Below are 17437 nucleotides of genomic sequence, written 5' to 3'. Positions count from 1 at the left end.
AACAGGATGGGCGTGGGGCAGCTACGCTTTGCGGATGCGCACGGCCGCATACTTGAAGTGGGGCTGCTTGCTGATCGGGTCCCATTCCGTGAGGGTTAATTCGTTGGCGGCGCGCTTGTCGTGTTCATCGTGGTCCCAGTAGCCGTAGTGGAAGGGTATGAACACCAGCCCCGGCTCAATATCGCCGATGCGGGCTGGCTCAGTTACTTTACCCCGCCGGGACTCTACGGTTACCAGGTCGCCGTCCGCTATGCCGTGGCGGGCCGCATCCTCGGCCGAGAGCTGCACAAAGCCTTCCGGTGCCGCTTCCTGCAGGGCGCGGGCCCGGCCGGTTTTGGTGCGGGTATGAAAGTGGTAAACAACGCGGCCCGTTGTAAACCAGAGCGGATACTCCGCATCGGGTTCTTCGTGGGGCGGCTCGTAGTCGGCGGCCAGGATGATGGCCTTGCCCTTGGGGTCATTGGCCTTGTATTCTTCGGGCTGCTTTTCGGCGCCCGTTACTAGGTCGTAGCCGTAGGTTTCGCAGTAGTCGGCGTGGGTGTTGAACTGGTGGTCGGTGTAGAGGTGCTCGGCCCCGTCGGGGTGCTGCTCGTTGCAGGGCCACTGGATGCCGGAGCCCCCGGTGAGCTTCTCGTAGCTCAGGCCTGAGTAGTCGCAGGGGCGGCCTTTGCTGCAGGCTTTCCAGGCTTCAAAGGCCTCTTCCGGCGTGCTCCACTTGATGAGCGGCTGCCCGTCTTTATCCCGGAAGTCCATGCGCCGGGCATAATCCAGGAAAATGTCGAAGTCGGCCCGGGCCTCCCCGGGCGGATTGATGGCCTGGTAGGAAATATGGACGGTGCGGTCGGTGTTGGTAAAAGTGCCGGTTTTCTCGCCCCAGATAGCCGTAGGCAGCACCACGTCGGCCAGCTTCGCGGTTTCCGTCAGAAAGGCGTCCTGCACGACCACCAGCAAGTCTTTTTGCTGCAGAATGCGCCGGATACGGGCCAGCTCCGGCATGCTCACGGCCGGGTTGGTAGCCTGAATCCAGAGCAGCTTGATGGAGCCCGTTTCGCAGTAGCGCCAGATTTGCATGGCGTGCGTGGGCGGCGCCCAGTGCGGAATCTTGTCGGGGTGCACGTTCCAGAGCCGGGCCAGCTCCTCCATGTGGTCAGGATTGTCCCAGTTGCGGAAGCCCGGCAGGTCGCCGTCGGCTCCGCACTCGCGGGTGTTCTGGGAGGTGGGCTGCCCGTTCATTTGCAGAATGGCGTTACCGGGCGTGCCAATAAGCCCGCGAATAAGGTGAATATTGTTGATCTGGACTGCGGCGGCCGTGGCCTGCATCGACTGATACACGCCCTGCAGGGCCGTAGAAACCAGGGTTTTGCTATTGCCAAGGATGCGCGCCGCCGCCAGCAGCTTGTCGGCCGGTACGCCCGTGAGGTGCTCTACCCGCTCCGGCGTCCATTTCTCCACCGTCTGGCGCAGCTCCGCAAACCCTACCGTGTGCGCCTTAATGAATTCATGGTCTATCTGGTCGGCTTCGATGAGCAGGTTAATCAGGCCATTGAGCACGGCCAGGTTGGTACCTGCGCGTGGGGCCAAGTGCACGGTGGCTTTTTCGGCGGTGTAGGTGCGGCGTGGGTCAATAACGACTAGCTGCGGTGGGTTGGGCCCAGCCAGCCGGTCGAGAATGCGCGTCCAGAGCACCGTTTGTTGGGAAGCCATGTTGTGGCCCACCAGCAGCACGGCCTCGGTGGTGTTGAGGTCGTTGTAGGAACCGGGCTGCCCGTCGGTGCCAAAGGAAATCTTCAGGGCCGCGCCGGCCGTGGCGGTGCACAGGCGGGTGTTGCCGTCCATGTGCGGGGTGCCCAGGCCGGCTTTGCCCAGCACGCCCAGGGTGTAATACTCCTCGATAAAAAGCTGCCCGGAGGTGTAGAAGCCAATGGCGCTGGCCGTGTGCTGACGGATCAGCTCTTGGGAGCGTTCCACAATCAGGCGCATGGCCTCCTCCCAGCTAACTTCTTCCAGCTGCCCGTTGCGCCGGATCAGGGGTTTAGTGAGGCGGTCGGAACTGTGGTTGGCCTCCCAGCCGTGCAGCCCTTTGGGCCCCAGCCGGCCGTGGTTTATCCGGTCTTCGGCCCGGCCCCGCACGCCCACGATGCGGCCATCTTTCACGCCAATATCGAGGCCGCAGCCGTTGGAGCACAGCACGCAGGCCGACTGCACCCAGTGGTCGGGCGTTGCGGTTACCCGTTCATTTTCGCGCAGGGGCCACGTTCCGTGATACGGCGTGCGGGGCCCCCAAATATCCTGAATAGCATTGCGGGTTTCCGACATAAGCAGGGCAGGTAAGTGAACTGAAAAGGGCGTATTTCTCCCTCCGATACGAAGCTAGGTCCGTTAGGATTGCGGAAATCAGCTGATATTTTAATTTTATTTTAATCTTTTATTGGGGTTTTCTGGTTGAGTTGAGTACCAGCATGACGCGGTTGCAATACCCACCTAACAAGCACACAGCGCTTTCCGGAAGGAGAAGGCCATCAGAAGGAGAGGGGCAAGCATGGGACCTGCTGTCAAAAGCAGTTCGCGAATAGACCTTCCTGGCAGCCGCTACGTAGAGTAGCACGGTTTATGTTTTAATCTGTTTTTAATCTAGCCCAGGGTTTCTTCTTATGCGTTTTCTGAACATTCTCCTGCTGTTGCTGCTGCCCTGTGTGGGCGTGCAAGCCCAGGCACCAGCCGAGGGCTGGAATACCGACCTCGCGCAGGCCCTGCAACAGGCTAAGGCCAGTAATAAGCCTGTGTTGGTTGTTTTCTCGGGCTCCGACTGGTGCAAGCCCTGCATTATGCTGAAGCAGGAGGTGTTCGACCAACCCGAGTTTCAGCAGTTTGCCAAAGACAAGTTGGTATTAGCCCGCTTCGACTTTCCGCGCAGCAAGAAAAACAAGCTGCCGGCCGCCCAAACCAAGATAAACGAGCAGGCCGCGGCCCAACTCAATAAGGAAGGCTCCTTCCCGCTGGTAGTCTTGCTTTCGCCCGAGGGAAAGGTGCTGGCCAAAACGGGCTACCGGCCCGGCGGCCCCGCTGCCTACGATGCCTACCTGAATCAGCTGCTGGCCAAGCGCTAAGGATGATGCTCCGCACAATTCGTCAACCGCTGGGCCTGCTGCTGGGCCTGCTGCTGAGCATGAGCACTGCGTGGGCCCAAACTCCAGCGGCCAAGCCCCGGAACTTCACCCGCTCGGCCCACCTGATGGGCTCCCATTTCACGTTCACGGCCGTTGCAGCTGATGATACGCTGGCGTGGCGCGCCATTCGGGCCGGCATCCGCGAAGCCCGGCGCATCGACCGGCTGTTCTCCTATTGGGACTCAACTTCCCAGATAACGCAGGTGAACCGCCAGGCGGGCATCCGGCCAGTGAAAGTTGACCGCGAAGTGTACGACCTGATTCAGCGGACGCTCAAGCTGTCGGAGCTGAGCGGCGGGGCCTTCGACATCACCTTCGCCGGGGGGGAGAAAATCTACCAGTTCGACCGGCAGGCACATGCCGCTTTGCCCGCCCCCGAGGTGGTGAAAGCCTCCGTGGCCCGCATCGACTACCACAAGGTTTTACTGGACCCAGTGGCACACTCCGTGATGCTGCAAGACAAAGGCATGCGCCTGAACCTGGCGGGTATTCTGCAAGGCTATGGAGTCCGGCGCGCTCAGGCGCTAATGAAACAGATGGGTATTCAGGGGGGCTTAATCAACGGCTCGGGCGACGTTTCTTGCTGGGGCCGGCAGGCCGATGGCTCCCTTTGGCGCATTGCCATCGGCGACCCGGCCTACCCGCAGTCGGTGTCGTCGTGGCTGACGGTAACGGATGTGGCCGTGGTGACGGCCGGCAATTACGAGCAATATTTTACGGTGGGCGGGCAGTACTACGGGCACATCATTAATCCGCACACGGGCTACCCGGCCACGGGACTTCGCTCCGTCACTATTATCTGCCCCGATGTGGAGCTGGCCGACGGCCTCGACGAAGTGGTGTTCGTGAAAGGCCCGGAAGAAGGGCTGGCGTTCATCAACCAGCTGAAGGGCGTGGACTGCACCCTCATCACCAACGACGGGCGTACCCTGGCCTCCAAAGGCATGCAGGTAAACTACTATCACAGCGCGGCCACGCTACCAGCGGCCACCTCCACCCCTGTTACACCATGACTTATTTTTCCACGCTTCGGCTCTTGCTGGGAGGGTTGCTGCTGCTGGTTGGCAGCGGCTTCACCAGCTGTGTATCGGTAGCCGCCTACCAGAAAATGTACCTCAACGATGAGGATATGAAACTGGCCAACAAGCGCATCGAAGTATACGAAACCAACTTCGAAAGTTACCGGGAAGGCGCCGGCGGCGCCAACGGCGGCAAAGTAGGCGGGGGCTGCGGCTGCAACTAACCGATGACACATCCGCGCTTTTCTTCTGCCATGCTCCGCTCTGCACTTACCACAGTTTTTCAGGTTCTGGCGTTGCTGGCCGCGCCTACGCTGGCCTGCGCCCAGGCCACGCCCACCCCCAACCGGGTAGACGGCTACGGGGCCCCGGCTACCATGGCGCCGAGTCCGCCCAACCCCAGCAACCACGGCGAAACGGAAATCAACATTCTGTCCAGCTACTATGCCCAGGAGGGGGACCACGGGGCGGTAGAAGGCGGCCGCGGCACCCAGCAGCTAACCGACTTCACCCCGACCATTATCCTGAACGTGCCGCTGGACTCCGCCACGCGGGTATCAGCCAACCTGGGGGTGGATTATTACGCCTCCGCTTCCACCGACCGGATTGACCAGGTGCTGTCCACGCCTTCGTCATCGGATACGCGCTACCACCTGGACCTGGGCTACTCGCGGCAGCTGGCCGATAAGCGCACGATTGTGGGCGTGGGTGGGGGCTTTTCCAAGGAATACGACTACCTCTCGGGGAATATCACCGCCTCCTGGGCGCGTGCCTCCGCCGATGGCAACCGCGAGCTGAGCGCAGCCGCGCAGGTGTTCTTTGACCGGGCTACGCTGATCCTGCCCGCGGAACTGCGCCAGGGGCGGGGCGGCGACCATGGCTCCGGCTTCGATACGCGCCAGAGCTACAACCTGAACCTGGTGTACTCGCAGGTACTCACCCAGCGCTTGCAGGCGGCCGTGAGCACCGAGCTGGTAGCCCAGAACGGACTGCTGAGCACGCCTTTTCACCGCGTATACTTCCGGGAAACCGGTGGGGCGCTGGGCACGGCTAAAACCGAACTGCTGCCCCGGCAACGGCTGAAGTACCCGGTGGGTTTGCGCCTGAACTACTACGCCACCGACCTAGTGCAGCTGCGCGGCTACTACCGGTTCTACAACGACAACTTTGGCATCAGGGCGCACACCCTGGAGCTGGAAACGCCGCTAAAGGTGACGCCCTTTTTTGTGCTGTACCCTTTCTACCGCTACCACACTCAAACCGCCGCCACGTACTTCGCGCCCTATCTGGAGCACAGCGTCACGGATGAATACTATACCTCCGATTACGATCTGGCTAACTTCTCCGCTAACAAGCTGGGGCTGGGGCTGCGCTACTCTCCGGTGTATGGCATTGGACGCTTCAAAACGCCCTTTGGAGGCCAGGTGGCCAAGTTCAAAGCCCTGGATTTGCGCTACGCGCATTATCGGCAGAGCACCGGCCTCACGGCCAACCTAATCAGCGCCGACCTTTCCTTTACCCTTCCCTAGGCTAAGGGGTAGATTCTCGTTAAGTTCAACCAAGAAGTCAGCTTAGAGTCTGCATCAGAAAGTGCTGGCTTTGGGCTATCAATTCATGGTGTCCAGGCCGGCCAGCACCATGGCGCTGCAGGCCCCGAAGCCGATGATGAGCACCAGCAGGGCACTTAGAAAGTAAGGCGCGGCGCTTCGACCCGGCTCGGCCTTCACCAGCCGCACCACACCCAGCACCACATTCACCAGCACTTGTACCAGGTAGCCGCCCGCAAACAGGAAAGCGGCGCCCACCGCTACAAACCGCCCCAGCAAGCCCAGCACTACGGCCGCTACCAGCACGAGCAGCAGGTTGTTGCGCAACACATGGTTAGGGCGGGGTGTTGGGGTTGGTTCCATAGCGGTTGAGGTTAGTGCATGTTGCCAAGATTAAGGTGGGTGGCGCAGTCGCCGAAGCCAATGATGAAAACCAGCAGGGCCGCCAGGAAGAAACCCAGGCTGGTTTTCCGCTTCCCCGTCACGAGCATCAGCAAAAACAGCATGCCGTTGAGAAAGGACATACCAAACAGAATCAAGAAGATACTCTCGTTGCTGTCGAGCAGTTGCCGCCCCACGTGCAAAACCACAATAATGCCCAGATTGATGAGCAGGACTAGGCCCACACGGCCTTTCTCAGGGGACGGCGTTTCCATACTATAAAACGGAGGCTTCGCGCAGCTCGGCCAGGCGGGCCAGCTTTTCCGGGTCGCGGTAGAAGATATTCATGGTTTCGAAGGGAATGATTTTCAGGTCCTTGCTCACGATGTGGACGCAGGACTTTTTCACGGCCCGCACGTCGAAGTTCCAGGCGTCCATGAACTGCAGGATGATGACCCGGAACAGGTTTTCGTAGCCCAGGTTGGGCGCCGACACCTGGGGCAGGCAGCAAAGCAGCTGGTTGAGCTCGGGCACCACGGTATCCACGGTGTTGGCGGTGCTGAACAGGCGCAGCATGTGCTGGCGCAGGCGCGGGTCCCGTTCGTACACGATGGTGTTGCTGCTGTTGGTGAGCAGCTCGGCCGGGTCGATGTAGCGGGTGAGCGGGTAGACCTCGCCTTCCAGCTTGAGGGCGTAGGCCATGGCCAGCGCATCGGGGTTGCAGGGCACGGGCAGCAGGTCCTGGGCCGTGAAGACCGGGCTCTGGTTGATGATGCCCTGACGCACTTCGGTGAGCGAAAATGAGTCAGTTTCGGGGTTGAAGTTGTCGAGGCGGCCGGCCGCCTGGGTGGGCTGAAACGTGACCCCGCGCACGCACCGCTGCTTTAGCGCAAAGTCGATAATTTCGCCCATTTCGTCGTCGTTGAGGCCCTTTTGCAGGGTCACGACGAGGGTGGTGCTCAGGTTATACTTGTTCAGGTGCTCCAGGGCTTTCATCCTGACTTCGCGCAGGTCGCGGCCGCGCATGGTGAGCAGCACGTTTTCGCGGAAGGAGTCGAACTGCAGGTACACCTCGAAAGCCCCGGCGTAGGTAGCCAGCCGGGCCACAAACTCCTCATCCTTGGCCAGACGCACGCCGTTGGTGTTCACCATCAGGTGCTTGATGGGCTTGCGCTTGCACATGTCCAGTATTTCCCAGAACTGCGGGTGCAGGGTGGGCTCCCCGCCCGAAATCTGCACTACGTCGGGCTCCCCTTCGTTGAGAACAAGCACGTCAATCATGGCCTCCACTTCCTCCAGGGTGCGGTGCCGACCGTGGTGGGGGCTGCTTTCGGCGTAGCAGGTGGGGCAGGTCAGGTTGCAGCGGTCCGTTATTTCAATGACGGTCAGGCAGCTGTGCTGCTCGTGGTCGGTGCACAGGCCACAGTCGTAGGGGCAGCCGTAGTGGGTGGCGGTGTTGAAGCGGCGTGGGGTTTCGCTGGGCTTCACGTAGTTGCGGATGCTCTTGTAGTACTCCACGTCGGTGGCGATGCGCACTTTTTGCCGGCCGTGGGTGGGGCAGCGCTTGAGCATGAACACCTGCCCGTCCTCGAAGACAATTTTGGCCTCCACCCGGCGCAAGCAGTGCGGGCACAAGCTCAGGGTGAAGTCGTAGTAGGTATAGGGACGTTCGGGCATGAGAGGGATAAAAAACTAAATGACAAAAATCATTTCTACTGACGAACACTAATTTTCTTGAAAGATTTTTGTGGAATATGTTTTAGGATATTGGTGTCTGAATCGACATAAAACTCCCTGAACTCTGGATTAAGATTCATTTCGGTGTGATGCCTTAAGATATATGGTCCATCAGTCCAGATAAATTTCTGCGTTTTTCTATTCCAAAGCTTTCCATCAACCACATCTACTTTGTCTGCTACAAACCAGAAAATCATTTCCTTGTAATCCAATAGTTTGGATGGAATTCGAGCAATGACTTCTGAATACACCTCATCCCAGTCTGCTCCAATATTATTTCGAAGAAACTTTACCAATGGCCCAGTATTAATTTTGCCATTATAAAACTTAAGCGTCGATTTTACACTTTCGTGTTTTGGTAGATTGTCAAAGCACGTTTTACCCTTTACATGCCTCTCATCAGCAGCGTTTCCATTCTGCACATATCTCCTCTGACTGCCTGATGTTTTTAGCATACTCATCAGCCAGCGCTTAGAACTATTTCTCATAATATCTATTTGTATGCTTTACCATTTTTTGAGTCCGCTATAATTGTATTACAAGTAGCGTATAGCCACCCATAATACCCCAGCCCAGCCACGCAGGCCCACTGAATGGCGGTGAGGCCCCAGCCGCTCGGGGTGGGCGTGGGCTTGAGGAACTCGACCAGCAGGCGGAACAGCAGGTAACCTACCATAAAAAACCGGAACCGCCAGCCCGCGGGCAGCGGCCGGCGGCGCTCCGCCAGCCAGAGGCCCGCGCCCAGCAAGGCCAGCCAGCCGATTTCGTAGAGGTTGGTGGGGTGACGCGAGGTTCCGTCGCCGAAGTCGATTCCCCAGGGCAGGGTGGTGGCGGTGCCGAAGGTGCCATCGGTGAGGCCGGCGAAGTGGCAGCCCAGGCGGCCCAAACACATGCCTAGCAGAATGGGGTACACCATCAGGTCGCCGCTGGAGGCCGTTACGCCGAGGCGCTTCTTGGTCAGCTCCACGCCGATAAGTCCGCCGAGCAGGCCACCCACAATGGTTTTGTTAGTGAAGTAGTACAGCCAGCCGCCGGGTGGGTGGGCTAGCAGCTCCGGGTGCTCCAGCAGCCCCAGCGCCCGGGAGCCCAGCAGCGCCCCGGCCGCGCAGCCCACAAAAATCCAGAGGCGGTGCTCGTCGGAAATCGGGTCGAGGGTGCGGGCGCGCAGCTTTTGGTAGAACCGGTAGCCCAGAGAGTAGGCCAGCACCTCGAACAAGAGGTGTACCGGCAGCACCAGCGGACCGAAGATAAGTTGGACGGGATACGTCAAGAACAGGGGCAGAAAAATCGGGGTAAGCACTGCCCCTCAAAACCGGCGAAGGCAGCTTGGGCTCAATTACGGCATTTTCGGTAAGTTGGGCTCCATGGGAAAAGCTGCTCTGGTTCGGCGCCCGTCGTCTGCTGTACTGGCCCTGGTGGGTCTATTGGCGCTGTTGCTCTGGGGCCAATGCGCCTCGTTGGTGGGGGCGTTGTTCCAAGTGCCCCACTATGCGGCCCGGGTGGTGTCGGCCGACAGCCTATCGGCGGCAACCCCCACTACACCACCTATGCTGCATCTAGTGGTGGAAATTCATAACGACAATGACCGGGCCTTTACGCTGCGCCGGGCGTACGGGAGCCTGTACTTCCGGGGCTACGCCTGGCCGGAATCAGACCACGACCAAGGCCGGGGGCTGCCAGTACCGGCCGGCGGCGTACGGACTCTGGCGCTGGCTCTGCCCTTGGCTACGAAGCCACTACATAAGCCGATACCAACTAAGGTGCAAAACGCATTACTGGAGGCACTGCGGCGGGGCCCCCATGGCTCTGGCAGGCCAATGCTCCGGCTGAAAGTAGACCTATTGGCGGATTCCACCCACATGTATCCGCTCGACGAGAAAGGCAAGCGGCTGCAGGTACCAGCCTTACGCACCAACCCCTAAAAAACCAACTGCCGCAAGCTAGCTTTAGCAGCTATTCCAAGCAGCCGGAGCGTTTACTCCACTACCGACACGCGCACTTTCTTGCCTTTCACCTTAGCTCCCATCAGGCGCTCGGCCACTTCCGGGGCCATCTGGCGGGGCACGGCCACGTAGCTGTAGTAATCGAAGACTTCGATATGACCCACCTGGTCGCGGCCCACGCCGCCCACGTTTACGAAGGCACCTACCAGGTCGTGGGCACTTACCTTATCCTTCTTGCCGGCCGAAACGTGCAGGGTTACGTTTTCGGGGCGGGGCGCTTTGGGCGCAGCGGGTGGTAGCTTGGGCGCATGCATGGGCTTCCACTTGATGCCTTCGGCAATGGGCCACTTCTGCACGTGGGCTTGCTCTTTGGGCGTGGCCAGCAGGTGGGCCGTGCCCGCAGCGCCGGCGCGGGCGGTGCGGCCGGCACGGTGCTGGAAACCGTCGGCTTTGTCGGGGGCGTCGTACTGCACCACGGTGTCGAGCAGGGTCACGTCGAGGCCGCGGGCGGCTACGTCGGTGGCTACCAGCACCTGGGCCGAGTTGTTGCGCAGCTTCATCAGGGCTTTGTCCCGCTCGGGCTGGGGCATTTTACCGTGCAGCATTTCGGCCGCCACCCCGCGCCCGTGCAGGAAGCGGGCCAGCTCGGCGCACCGCTCCCGGGTGTTGCAGAAAATGAGGGCGCGGCCGGTTTCGGGCTGGTTGAGCAGGTGCAGCAGGGCGGCGGGCTTTTGCTCCAGGGTACCCACGTGGCCCAGCAGCGTAAGGTTTTCGGGTAGCTCGTCGGTGTCTTCGCCGGCATTTACCACGCGGGGCCGCGTCAGATTCTTGCGAATCAGATCCAGTACTTTGTCCGACATGGTAGCCGAGAACAGCAGGGTCTGGCGGCGGCGCGGCAGGCGCTTGATTATCTCCACCAGCTCGTCCTGGAAGCCCAGCTCCAGCAGCTTATCGGCTTCATCCAGCACCAGCACCTTCAGCTGATTGGGAATGATGCTGCGCCGCTCGAAGTGGTCGAGCAGACGGCCGGGCGTGGCCACTACCACGTGCGGCGCCTGCTTGAGTGAGGCTGTTTCCTCGCGGAACGCGTGCCCTCCGTAGAAGGCCGCTACGCGCAGGTTGGGCAAGTACTTGCCGAGCTTTTTGAGGGCGTCGCGCACCTGCAGGGCCAGCTCCCGGGCCGGCACCAGCACAATCACCTGCACGGCATCTACCTGCACATCCAGCTGCTGCAGCACCGACAGGCCGTAGGCGGCGGTTTTGCCGGAGCCGGTAGGCGCCTGCCCTACCACGTCCTGCCCGGCCAGCGCCATCGGAATAACTTGTTCTTGGACGGGGGTAGGGGCCGCGAAAGTCAGCTCTTCGAGAGCTTGCAGCAAGGTGGGCGCGAGGCCGAGGTCGGCGAAGGTAAGGGTACTCATGGGGCAAAGGTAACTATTGTTGACTGCCTGGGTGGTCAGCTGGCCATTCAGCCCGTTACTCCTCCGTCACATCCACCAGGCGGTAGCGCACGGCCGACTTCTTGGGGCGGATATCAATGCCAATGTAATGGGCGTAGACCTTGGTGAAGCAGGCCCCGAAGTAGAAAATCATGGCGGAGTAAAACACGAACAGCAGCACCAGCACCAGGCTGGACGCCGGCCCGTAAATGGGCCCCAGGTTGCGCTGCACCAGCAAGTGCCCCAGAATAAACTCGCCGATATCGATGAACACGGCGGTGAGCACGGCCCCGCGCAGCACAGCCCGCCAGGGTACTTTGGCCAAACTCAGGTTGCGAAACGTGGCCGCAAACCAGGCCGCCAGTATCAGCAGAGAAATTACCTGGTTGAGTATCTGCACCAGATAATAGCCGAAGGTGGCATCAAAGTCCTTGATATAGTCGGCGAACAAAGCCAGAATAGTATCGGAGGTGAAGGCCAGCACCGAAAGCAACGCCGTGGCCAGCAGGGCGCCCAGGGAGCGGGCCCGCTCCTTCAGCATCTTCGCCAGCTGCTTCGTGGTACGCCGGGGCCGCATGTTCCAGAGCTGATTGAGCGAGTTCTGGATGACCACGAACAGCGTGGTGGCAATGAAAAGCAGAAACCCAAACCCCAGCCACGACACCAGCCGGCTGCGCTCCACGTTGGTCACGTTCTTCAGAATCTGCTGCACCAGCTCCGCCGCCGAGGAGCCCAGCAGGTTGGCCAGCTTGGTGAGCAGCAGCCCCCGCACCAAGCTAGTGGAGTACAAGGAGCCCAGCAGCTGCACCAGAATGATCAGAATAGGGGGCAGGGCAAATGACGTAAAAAACGCGGTAGCCGCGCCCAGGCGCAACGGGTCGTTGGCTGCCAGCTCCTGGGCGGCCTTGCGCAGCAGCCAAAAGAAATCCGTCCAGACTTTAGGCCGGGGCTGGCCGGGGGCTCGTACTTTTGCCATTGGTTACTCACCCATCCTGTGGGCGAATGGCCGCGGGTGCATTGCGCGAAGATACGCAGCGCCCCTGCATCTTCTCCCGCTACTTTCGCCCGATTTTGTGTTACAGCCGCTTCCCCCTCCCGATGCCTCCGGGCCTCCCGCCCCGCCGGATGGCTGGCTGCGGCGTAAAGTAATTCAGCCCGCTCTGGCCATCCTGCGGCAGGGACTTTCACCCAAGCAGCTGGCCCTCACCGTGGCGCTGGGCGTATCCTTTGGGCTGGTGCCCCTGCTGGGCGTGACTACCCTACTGGCTTCCTTCGTGGCCCTGCGCCTGCGCCTGAACGTGGCGGCCATGCTGCTCGTCAGCCACTTAATGAGCCCCCTGCAGCTGCTGGTGATGATTCCGCTGCTGCAATGGGGTGGGCGCCTGCTCAGCGGAGGCCATGCCCCCCAACTCACGCTGAGCCGACTGCAGTACTACTTCGCCCACGACTGGGCCGGCGGGCTGCAGCTGCTTTGGCGGGCCGAGCTGGGGGCACTGCTGCTGTGGGCCGGGCTTTCGGTACCTCTGGGCCTCTTGCTCTACCTGGGGCTGCAGCCGGTGTTCAAGCGCCTGGCTGCCCGGCAGCCGGCGGCCGTAAGCAACGCGCAGCAGGCAGAAGAAGAAATTAGGCCAGAATAAAAAAGATGGCTCCCGCGGCGCGCCGCGGGAGCCATCAACATAAGAAAGGTCGGTGGCTTAGGCCTTCTGATAAACCGGCTCGGTCTGGCGGAAGTAGCCTGCCAGCGGGTCGTTGGGGTCGGGGTTGAGGACCATCATGTCTACCAGCTGGCCTTCCTGCAGGTAGGGCTGCACGAAGGGGCCCATTTCCTGGAGGAAGCTGGCATCTTCGCCCTCAATCTGAAAGCCCAGCAGCAGGCGCGAAGGCTCTGGGGTGCCTTCTACCTGCATTTGCGCCAGATAAACGGCCTGCACCAGGGGCTGGGCCATACTGAACTTCCGGATCGACTCGGCCAGGGCCGTGGGGTATTCGGCAGGCTGGCTGAGCTGCACGCGCGTATCGGGAGCCAGACCCTGCGGGCCTTCCTCGTTCAGGGTGCCCGACAGCAGATCTTCCAGCTCCTGGTTGGTGAGCAGCTTGCCCACCGGGGAGAAGGGGTTGAGCACACACTCGGCCCCGCGCACCATGTTGAAGAAGTCGAACCCACGCATGCGCAGGTAGGGCACGCCCTCGGGCACGATGCCGCCCTCAAACACCCGCTCCAGGGAGCTGAACACGGGCAGCTTGTTGTCGTTGAGCATTTGCAGCTTCACTTCCGAGCCGGGCTCAATGGTGATTTCGCCGGAGTCGCGGCCTTCGGAGGGCAAAGGCAGGATAATCAGCTCGTGGCCCAGCAGCTCCTGGTAGAAGATAGGCCGGAACTGCGGCTCGTTGGCCGCGCGCATCAGGGCTTCTTCCAGGGCATTCTGCGGCTCGAAGGCAGGCTGCGGTGGCATGGGCGGCACGGGCGAAACCGGCATGGGCGGCATTACCGGGGCGGGCGTAGCGGTAGGCGAAGTGTATTGCGGGCGCGAGTAGCGCGGGCCTTTGCGCTCAGCCGCTGCCGGTGTCTCAGGCGTACCAGCTTCAGGCTTACCGGGTGCGGCCGGCGGGGTAGTCGGCGCGGGGGTAGCTTCGTCGTTTTTCTTTTTCAGGAAGTCAAATAGTCCCATTGCAGAGTCAGATTCGGGGTGAAGCTGCAAGCTAAGGAGGTTTTGGGGAAGATGCACCCCGTTGCCGCCGCTAAAACCGCGCGCCTACTGGGCCGTTTGCTGCCAGCGCCGCAAGAAATCCTGGCGGAAGGCGGCGCCCAGGGGCAGTATCTGGCCGGCCACCGTCAGCTGCTGGCTTTCCAGCCGCTCCACCCGCCGCAGCGGCACCACGTAGGACTTATGCACCCGCACAAACTCCGCTTCCGGCAGCTCCGTGAGCAGGCGGCGCAATGTATCCGTCACTACTAGGCGGCCGGCCACGGTGTGCACCTTCACGTAGTTGCCGTAGGCTTCCAGCAGCTGAATATCGGCCAGCGCTACTCGGTGGGTGGTGGCCCCATCGCGCAGGAGCAGGGCGGCCGGGGGCTCGGCAGCGGAAGCCGGCGTGGGAGCTGACGGGGCCATCGTTCCGGCACCCAGGCGACCTATGGCTTTCAGAAACCGGGGAAAAGGCACGGGCTTCATCAGGTAGTCAATCACGCCGTGCTCGTAGCTTTCGAGGGCAAACTCGCTGTGGGCCGTGGTGAGGATGACGGGGGGGCGCTGAGGCAGGGCCTGCAGCAGCTCCAGTCCGCTCATTTCGGGCATCTGAATATCCAGCAGCACGGCATCTACCGGGTGCTGGTGCAGAAACGCCAGGGCCTCGGCGGCGGTGTAGCAGTGGCCGGCCACGGTGAGGTGAGCCACCCGCCCAATGTAGGTGCGCAACACCTCGTGGGCCAGGGGCTCATCGTCCACAATCAGCACGCGCAGGGGAGCAGGGTTCATAGGGCAAGGTAGAGGTCGGTGCAGAACTCGGTGGCCGAGGCTTCGGCGTGCAAGGTATGCCGGTCGGGGTATAGAAGGGCCAGGCGCTGGCGGGTATTGGCGAGGCCAGTGCCTGCTCCACCGCCGGCATCGGTGGCCGGGGGCAGGGCGTTGCGCAAGCTCAGGTGCAGTTTTCCGGCTTCCAGCGTCAGTTTTATCGTCACAAAAGAGCCCTGGGCGCGGCGCGTACCGTAAGTGAAGGCATTTTCGATGAGGGCCAGAAACAGCAGGGGCGGCACCGTGAAGCCCGCCGCCTGTTCGGGCTCGGGCAGCTCTACCACCAGCGGGCAGCGCGCACCCAGGCGCAGGGCCTGCAGGGCCGTGTAGCTGCGCAGGTAATCCAGCTCTTCCTGTAAGGGCACGCGGGGGCGCTGGGTGCTGTCCAGCTGGTAGCGCATCAGCCCGGAAAGCGCCAGGAGCATGTCAGGCGTTTGGGGGCTCTGGGTGAGGCTGAGGGCGTAGAGGCTGTTGAGGGTATTAAAGAGAAAGTGGGGGTTTACCTGGGCTTCCAAAAGGCGCAGTTGCTGGTCGCGCTCCAGCAGCTGGGTGCGCAGGCGGGTGCGACGCTGCGTGATGGAGCGCCACACCATGAGCACGCCCATGGCCAGCAGCTGCACAAACAGCACGTTGAAGCTGCTATGCCCCCACGAATCCTGGGCGTAGAAGCGGGTAAATACGAGCTTGAGTACCCCGCCCAGCAGCAGCGACCAGGCCAGCAGCGCAGCCAGGTACTGAAAGTAGCGGCCCTGGTCCAGCAGGCGGGGCACCAGCACCAGGTGGTTCACGTACACGGCGCCCACAGTAGGCAGCAGCAGGTACACCAGAAACTCGCGAAAGACCGCCCAGGGAAAATCACCCGTCAGAAAGCGGCGGTCGGCCACCACCGACAGCGCGAGCATGGACGACCACACCAGCGCGTCGCGGAGCGTCAGCCGAAGCCAGGAAGGCAGCCCCACGCGAGGAGTCGGAAAAGCAGAAGTAGCCATACGTAGTCGAGTCCTTACCAACCCGGCCAGGCTCAGAACGAAAGTAGGCGATAGGGCTGCGGCCACCAACTGCGCATGATGAACGCGGGTTATCCGGACCGGTAAGGTGTTGGTCCCTTTTTTGGGCGGGTTGGTCCGGCCGGTTTTTATTCCAGCCATCGGCCCGGCAGTTTTGGGCATCGAAAGGGCGCGGCTTTTCGCGGACTTCGTGCAACGTGTCTTACTTTTCCAACCTTACCCTATGAAAACTACCTCTCTACTTGCCCTCACTTTCGGTGGTCTGCTCACGGCTACTGCCGCGCTGGCGCAAACGCCCAGCGGCCCGGCCGGCACCTGGCAGGGTAGCTTAAAGCTGCCTTCCGGAGACCTGCAAACCGTGTTCACCCTGGCCGGCACCCCGGCCGCGCTCAGCGGAACCCTATCGGTACCTCAGCAAGGGCTGAAAGACATGAACATCACGCGCGTCCAGCTGCGCGCCGATAGTTTGTACCTGACGCTCACGCCCCTGGAAGCCCGGTTTATCGGTCGGTTCTCGCCCGATCAACAGCAGGTGTCAGGCTTGTGGCAGCAGGGCGGCGCCGAAATGCCCCTGACCCTGACGCACGGCGCGGCCCCGGCCAAGGCAGCCCTGCGCCGCCCGCAAACACCCCAGGCACCGTTTCCTTACCAAAGCCAGGATGTCAGCTTCACGAATGCAAAGGCGAAGCTAAACCTGGCGGGTACGCTCACCCTGCCCAAGGGCAAAGGCCGCTTCCCGGCGGTGGTGCTGGTGAGCGGCTCCGGCCCCCAGGACCGCAACGAGTCCATTCTCGGCCACCAGCCCTTCCTCGTGCTGGCCGACTACCTTACCCGCCAGGGCTTTGCCGTGCTGCGCTACGACGACCGGGGCACGGCTCAGTCCGGGGGTACGTTTGCCGGTGCCACCACTGCTGACTTCACCACCGATGCGCAGGCGGCCCTGGCTTACCTGCGTACCCGCCCCGACATCAAGCCCGACCAGGTAGCCCTGATTGGGCACAGCGAAGGCGGCCTGATAGCCTGGCAAACGGCCGCCCAACCCGGCGGGCCCAACCTGGTGGTGACCCTAGCCGGCCCCGGCCTGGCCGGCGACGCCGTGCTGCTACGTCAGCAGCAAGACATTGGGCGGGCCCAAGGTATGGATACGGCCTCGCTGGGCGAGATGCGGCGCGTAAATGGGGCATTGTTCGCGGAGCTACGCCGCCAGCCGGCCAGCACCAGCACCGAGGCGCTAACTAAGCTATTGGCGTCACGCGTACAGCAGCTGCAGCCGCAGGTAAGCGCGGAGGAAGCCCTGAAGGGAGTAGCCCCGCTCACGGGACCGTGGATGCGCTATTTCCTCACCACGGACGTGGCCACTTATCTGCAGAAAGTAAAAGTGCCCGTGCTGGCGCTCAACGGCGCCAAAGATACCCAGGTGGCCGCCGCAGAGAATCTGCAAGCCATTGAGCAGGGGCTAAAAGCGGCCCACAACCGCGACGTTACATTTCGGATCTTACCGGGCCTCAACCACCTCTTCCAAACAGCCAATACAGGCGCCCCGCAGGAATACGTAGGCTTGGAAGAAACCTTTGCCCCGGCAGCCTTGGAGGCCGTAGGGTCCTGGTTAAAAACTCACACAAGCGGCAAGTAGCTAAAATAGAGGAAGTGAGAGCTGTGAAGTAGGTGTCATACAACCCCTACTT

18 protein-coding genes are annotated in these 17437 nt (G+C 61.5%); 7 read left to right on the top strand and 11 right to left on the bottom strand.

Going from position 1 to position 17437, the window contains the following annotated elements; all coding sequences use genetic code 11:
- Window positions 1–21: 21 nt before the first annotated feature.
- Window positions 22–2316 (bottom strand): molybdopterin oxidoreductase family protein, encoded by a 2295-nt coding sequence (locus HER32_RS02165; RefSeq protein ID WP_168680179.1) that lies wholly within the window; start codon window positions 2314–2316, stop codon window positions 22–24.
- A 335-nt stretch (window positions 2317–2651) separates the two neighbouring features.
- Between HER32_RS02165 and HER32_RS02160 the strand changes: the two genes are divergently transcribed.
- The 4 genes from HER32_RS02160 to HER32_RS02145 are packed head-to-tail and all read left to right on the top strand — an operon-like array spanning window position 2652 to window position 5715.
- On the top strand, window positions 2652–3107 hold the full coding sequence (locus tag HER32_RS02160; RefSeq protein WP_149069294.1) for a thioredoxin family protein: 456 nt from the start codon (window positions 2652–2654) through the stop codon (window positions 3105–3107).
- 2 nt (window positions 3108–3109) lie between these two features.
- Window positions 3110–4180 carry an FAD:protein FMN transferase gene (locus tag HER32_RS02155; RefSeq protein ID WP_168680177.1) on the top strand — a complete coding sequence of 357 codons (1071 nt, stop codon included), beginning with the start codon at window positions 3110–3112 and terminating at the stop codon, window positions 4178–4180.
- Window positions 4177–4410 carry a DUF4266 domain-containing protein gene (locus tag HER32_RS02150; RefSeq protein WP_149069296.1) on the top strand — a complete coding sequence of 78 codons (234 nt, stop codon included), beginning with the start codon at window positions 4177–4179 and terminating at the stop codon, window positions 4408–4410. The genes HER32_RS02155 and HER32_RS02150 overlap by 4 nt, the downstream gene beginning before the upstream one ends.
- 30 nt (window positions 4411–4440) lie before the next feature.
- Window positions 4441–5715: a DUF3570 domain-containing protein gene (locus HER32_RS02145; RefSeq protein ID WP_168680175.1), complete on the top strand. Its 1275-nt coding sequence runs from the start codon at window positions 4441–4443 to the stop codon at window positions 5713–5715.
- 78 nt (window positions 5716–5793) lie between these two features.
- On the opposite strand, the gene HER32_RS02140 is transcribed toward HER32_RS02145, so the two are convergent.
- The 5 genes from HER32_RS02140 to HER32_RS02120 are packed head-to-tail and all read right to left on the bottom strand — an operon-like array spanning window position 5794 to window position 9121.
- Window positions 5794–6096 carry a hypothetical protein gene (locus tag HER32_RS02140; RefSeq protein ID WP_168680173.1) on the bottom strand — a complete coding sequence of 101 codons (303 nt, stop codon included), beginning with the start codon at window positions 6094–6096 and terminating at the stop codon, window positions 5794–5796.
- A gap of 11 nt (window positions 6097–6107) precedes the next feature.
- Window positions 6108–6389 carry a hypothetical protein gene (locus tag HER32_RS02135; protein WP_168680171.1) on the bottom strand — a complete coding sequence of 94 codons (282 nt, stop codon included), beginning with the start codon at window positions 6387–6389 and terminating at the stop codon, window positions 6108–6110.
- Between the two features lies 1 nt (window position 6390).
- Window positions 6391–7791 (bottom strand): radical SAM protein, encoded by a 1401-nt coding sequence (locus tag HER32_RS02130; protein ID WP_168680169.1) that lies wholly within the window; start codon window positions 7789–7791, stop codon window positions 6391–6393.
- Between the two features lie 35 nt (window positions 7792–7826).
- Window positions 7827–8339, bottom strand: coding sequence for a hypothetical protein (locus HER32_RS02125; RefSeq protein ID WP_168680167.1), 513 nt, complete (start codon window positions 8337–8339; stop codon window positions 7827–7829).
- 5 nt (window positions 8340–8344) lie between these two features.
- The gene (locus HER32_RS02120) at window positions 8345–9121 is read right to left on the bottom strand and encodes a prolipoprotein diacylglyceryl transferase (RefSeq protein ID WP_168680165.1); all 777 of its coding nucleotides are present in this window, start codon (window positions 9119–9121) and stop codon (window positions 8345–8347) included.
- Between the two features lie 94 nt (window positions 9122–9215).
- Between HER32_RS02120 and HER32_RS02115 the strand changes: the two genes are divergently transcribed.
- A complete protein-coding gene (locus HER32_RS02115; protein ID WP_168680163.1) occupies window positions 9216–9773 on the top strand; it encodes a hypothetical protein in 558 nt (185 codons plus the stop codon).
- A 53-nt stretch (window positions 9774–9826) separates the two neighbouring features.
- On the opposite strand, the gene HER32_RS02110 is transcribed toward HER32_RS02115, so the two are convergent.
- Together HER32_RS02110 and HER32_RS02105 are read right to left on the bottom strand one after the other, a co-directional pair.
- Window positions 9827–11215, bottom strand: coding sequence for a DEAD/DEAH box helicase (locus HER32_RS02110; protein ID WP_168680161.1), 1389 nt, complete (start codon window positions 11213–11215; stop codon window positions 9827–9829).
- A gap of 55 nt (window positions 11216–11270) precedes the next feature.
- A complete protein-coding gene (locus HER32_RS02105; RefSeq protein WP_168680159.1) occupies window positions 11271–12209 on the bottom strand; it encodes a YihY/virulence factor BrkB family protein in 939 nt (312 codons plus the stop codon).
- A gap of 97 nt (window positions 12210–12306) precedes the next feature.
- Here HER32_RS02105 and HER32_RS02100 point away from each other — a divergent pair, with 97 nt between their 5' ends.
- Complete coding sequence (locus tag HER32_RS02100) at window positions 12307–12870, top strand: DUF2062 domain-containing protein (protein ID WP_168680157.1); 564 nt, start codon at window positions 12307–12309, stop codon at window positions 12868–12870.
- 57 nt (window positions 12871–12927) lie between these two features.
- On the opposite strand, the gene HER32_RS02095 is transcribed toward HER32_RS02100, so the two are convergent.
- From HER32_RS02095 to HER32_RS02085, 3 genes are all read right to left on the bottom strand, one after another.
- Window positions 12928–13902, bottom strand: a complete 975-nt coding sequence (locus HER32_RS02095) for an enhanced serine sensitivity protein SseB C-terminal domain-containing protein (protein WP_168680155.1) — start codon at window positions 13900–13902, stop codon at window positions 12928–12930.
- 84 nt (window positions 13903–13986) lie between these two features.
- Window positions 13987–14709 (bottom strand): LytR/AlgR family response regulator transcription factor, encoded by a 723-nt coding sequence (locus HER32_RS02090; protein ID WP_168680153.1) that lies wholly within the window; start codon window positions 14707–14709, stop codon window positions 13987–13989.
- Window positions 14706–15734, bottom strand: a complete 1029-nt coding sequence (locus HER32_RS02085) for a sensor histidine kinase (RefSeq protein WP_168680151.1) — start codon at window positions 15732–15734, stop codon at window positions 14706–14708. Before HER32_RS02085 ends, HER32_RS02090 begins: the two co-directional genes overlap by 4 nt.
- Window positions 15735–15975: 241 nt before the next feature.
- Here HER32_RS02085 and HER32_RS02080 point away from each other — a divergent pair, with 241 nt between their 5' ends.
- Window positions 15976–17385, top strand: a complete 1410-nt coding sequence (locus HER32_RS02080; RefSeq protein WP_168680148.1) for an alpha/beta hydrolase family protein — start codon at window positions 15976–15978, stop codon at window positions 17383–17385.
- Window positions 17386–17437: the final 52 nt, after the last annotated feature.

Source organism: Hymenobacter sp. BT18, assembly GCF_012273015.1.
In the GTDB taxonomy this organism is placed as follows: Bacteria; Bacteroidota; Bacteroidia; order Cytophagales; family Hymenobacteraceae; genus Hymenobacter; species Hymenobacter lutimineralis.
This window is presented reverse-complemented; position numbering and strand designations above follow the sequence as displayed.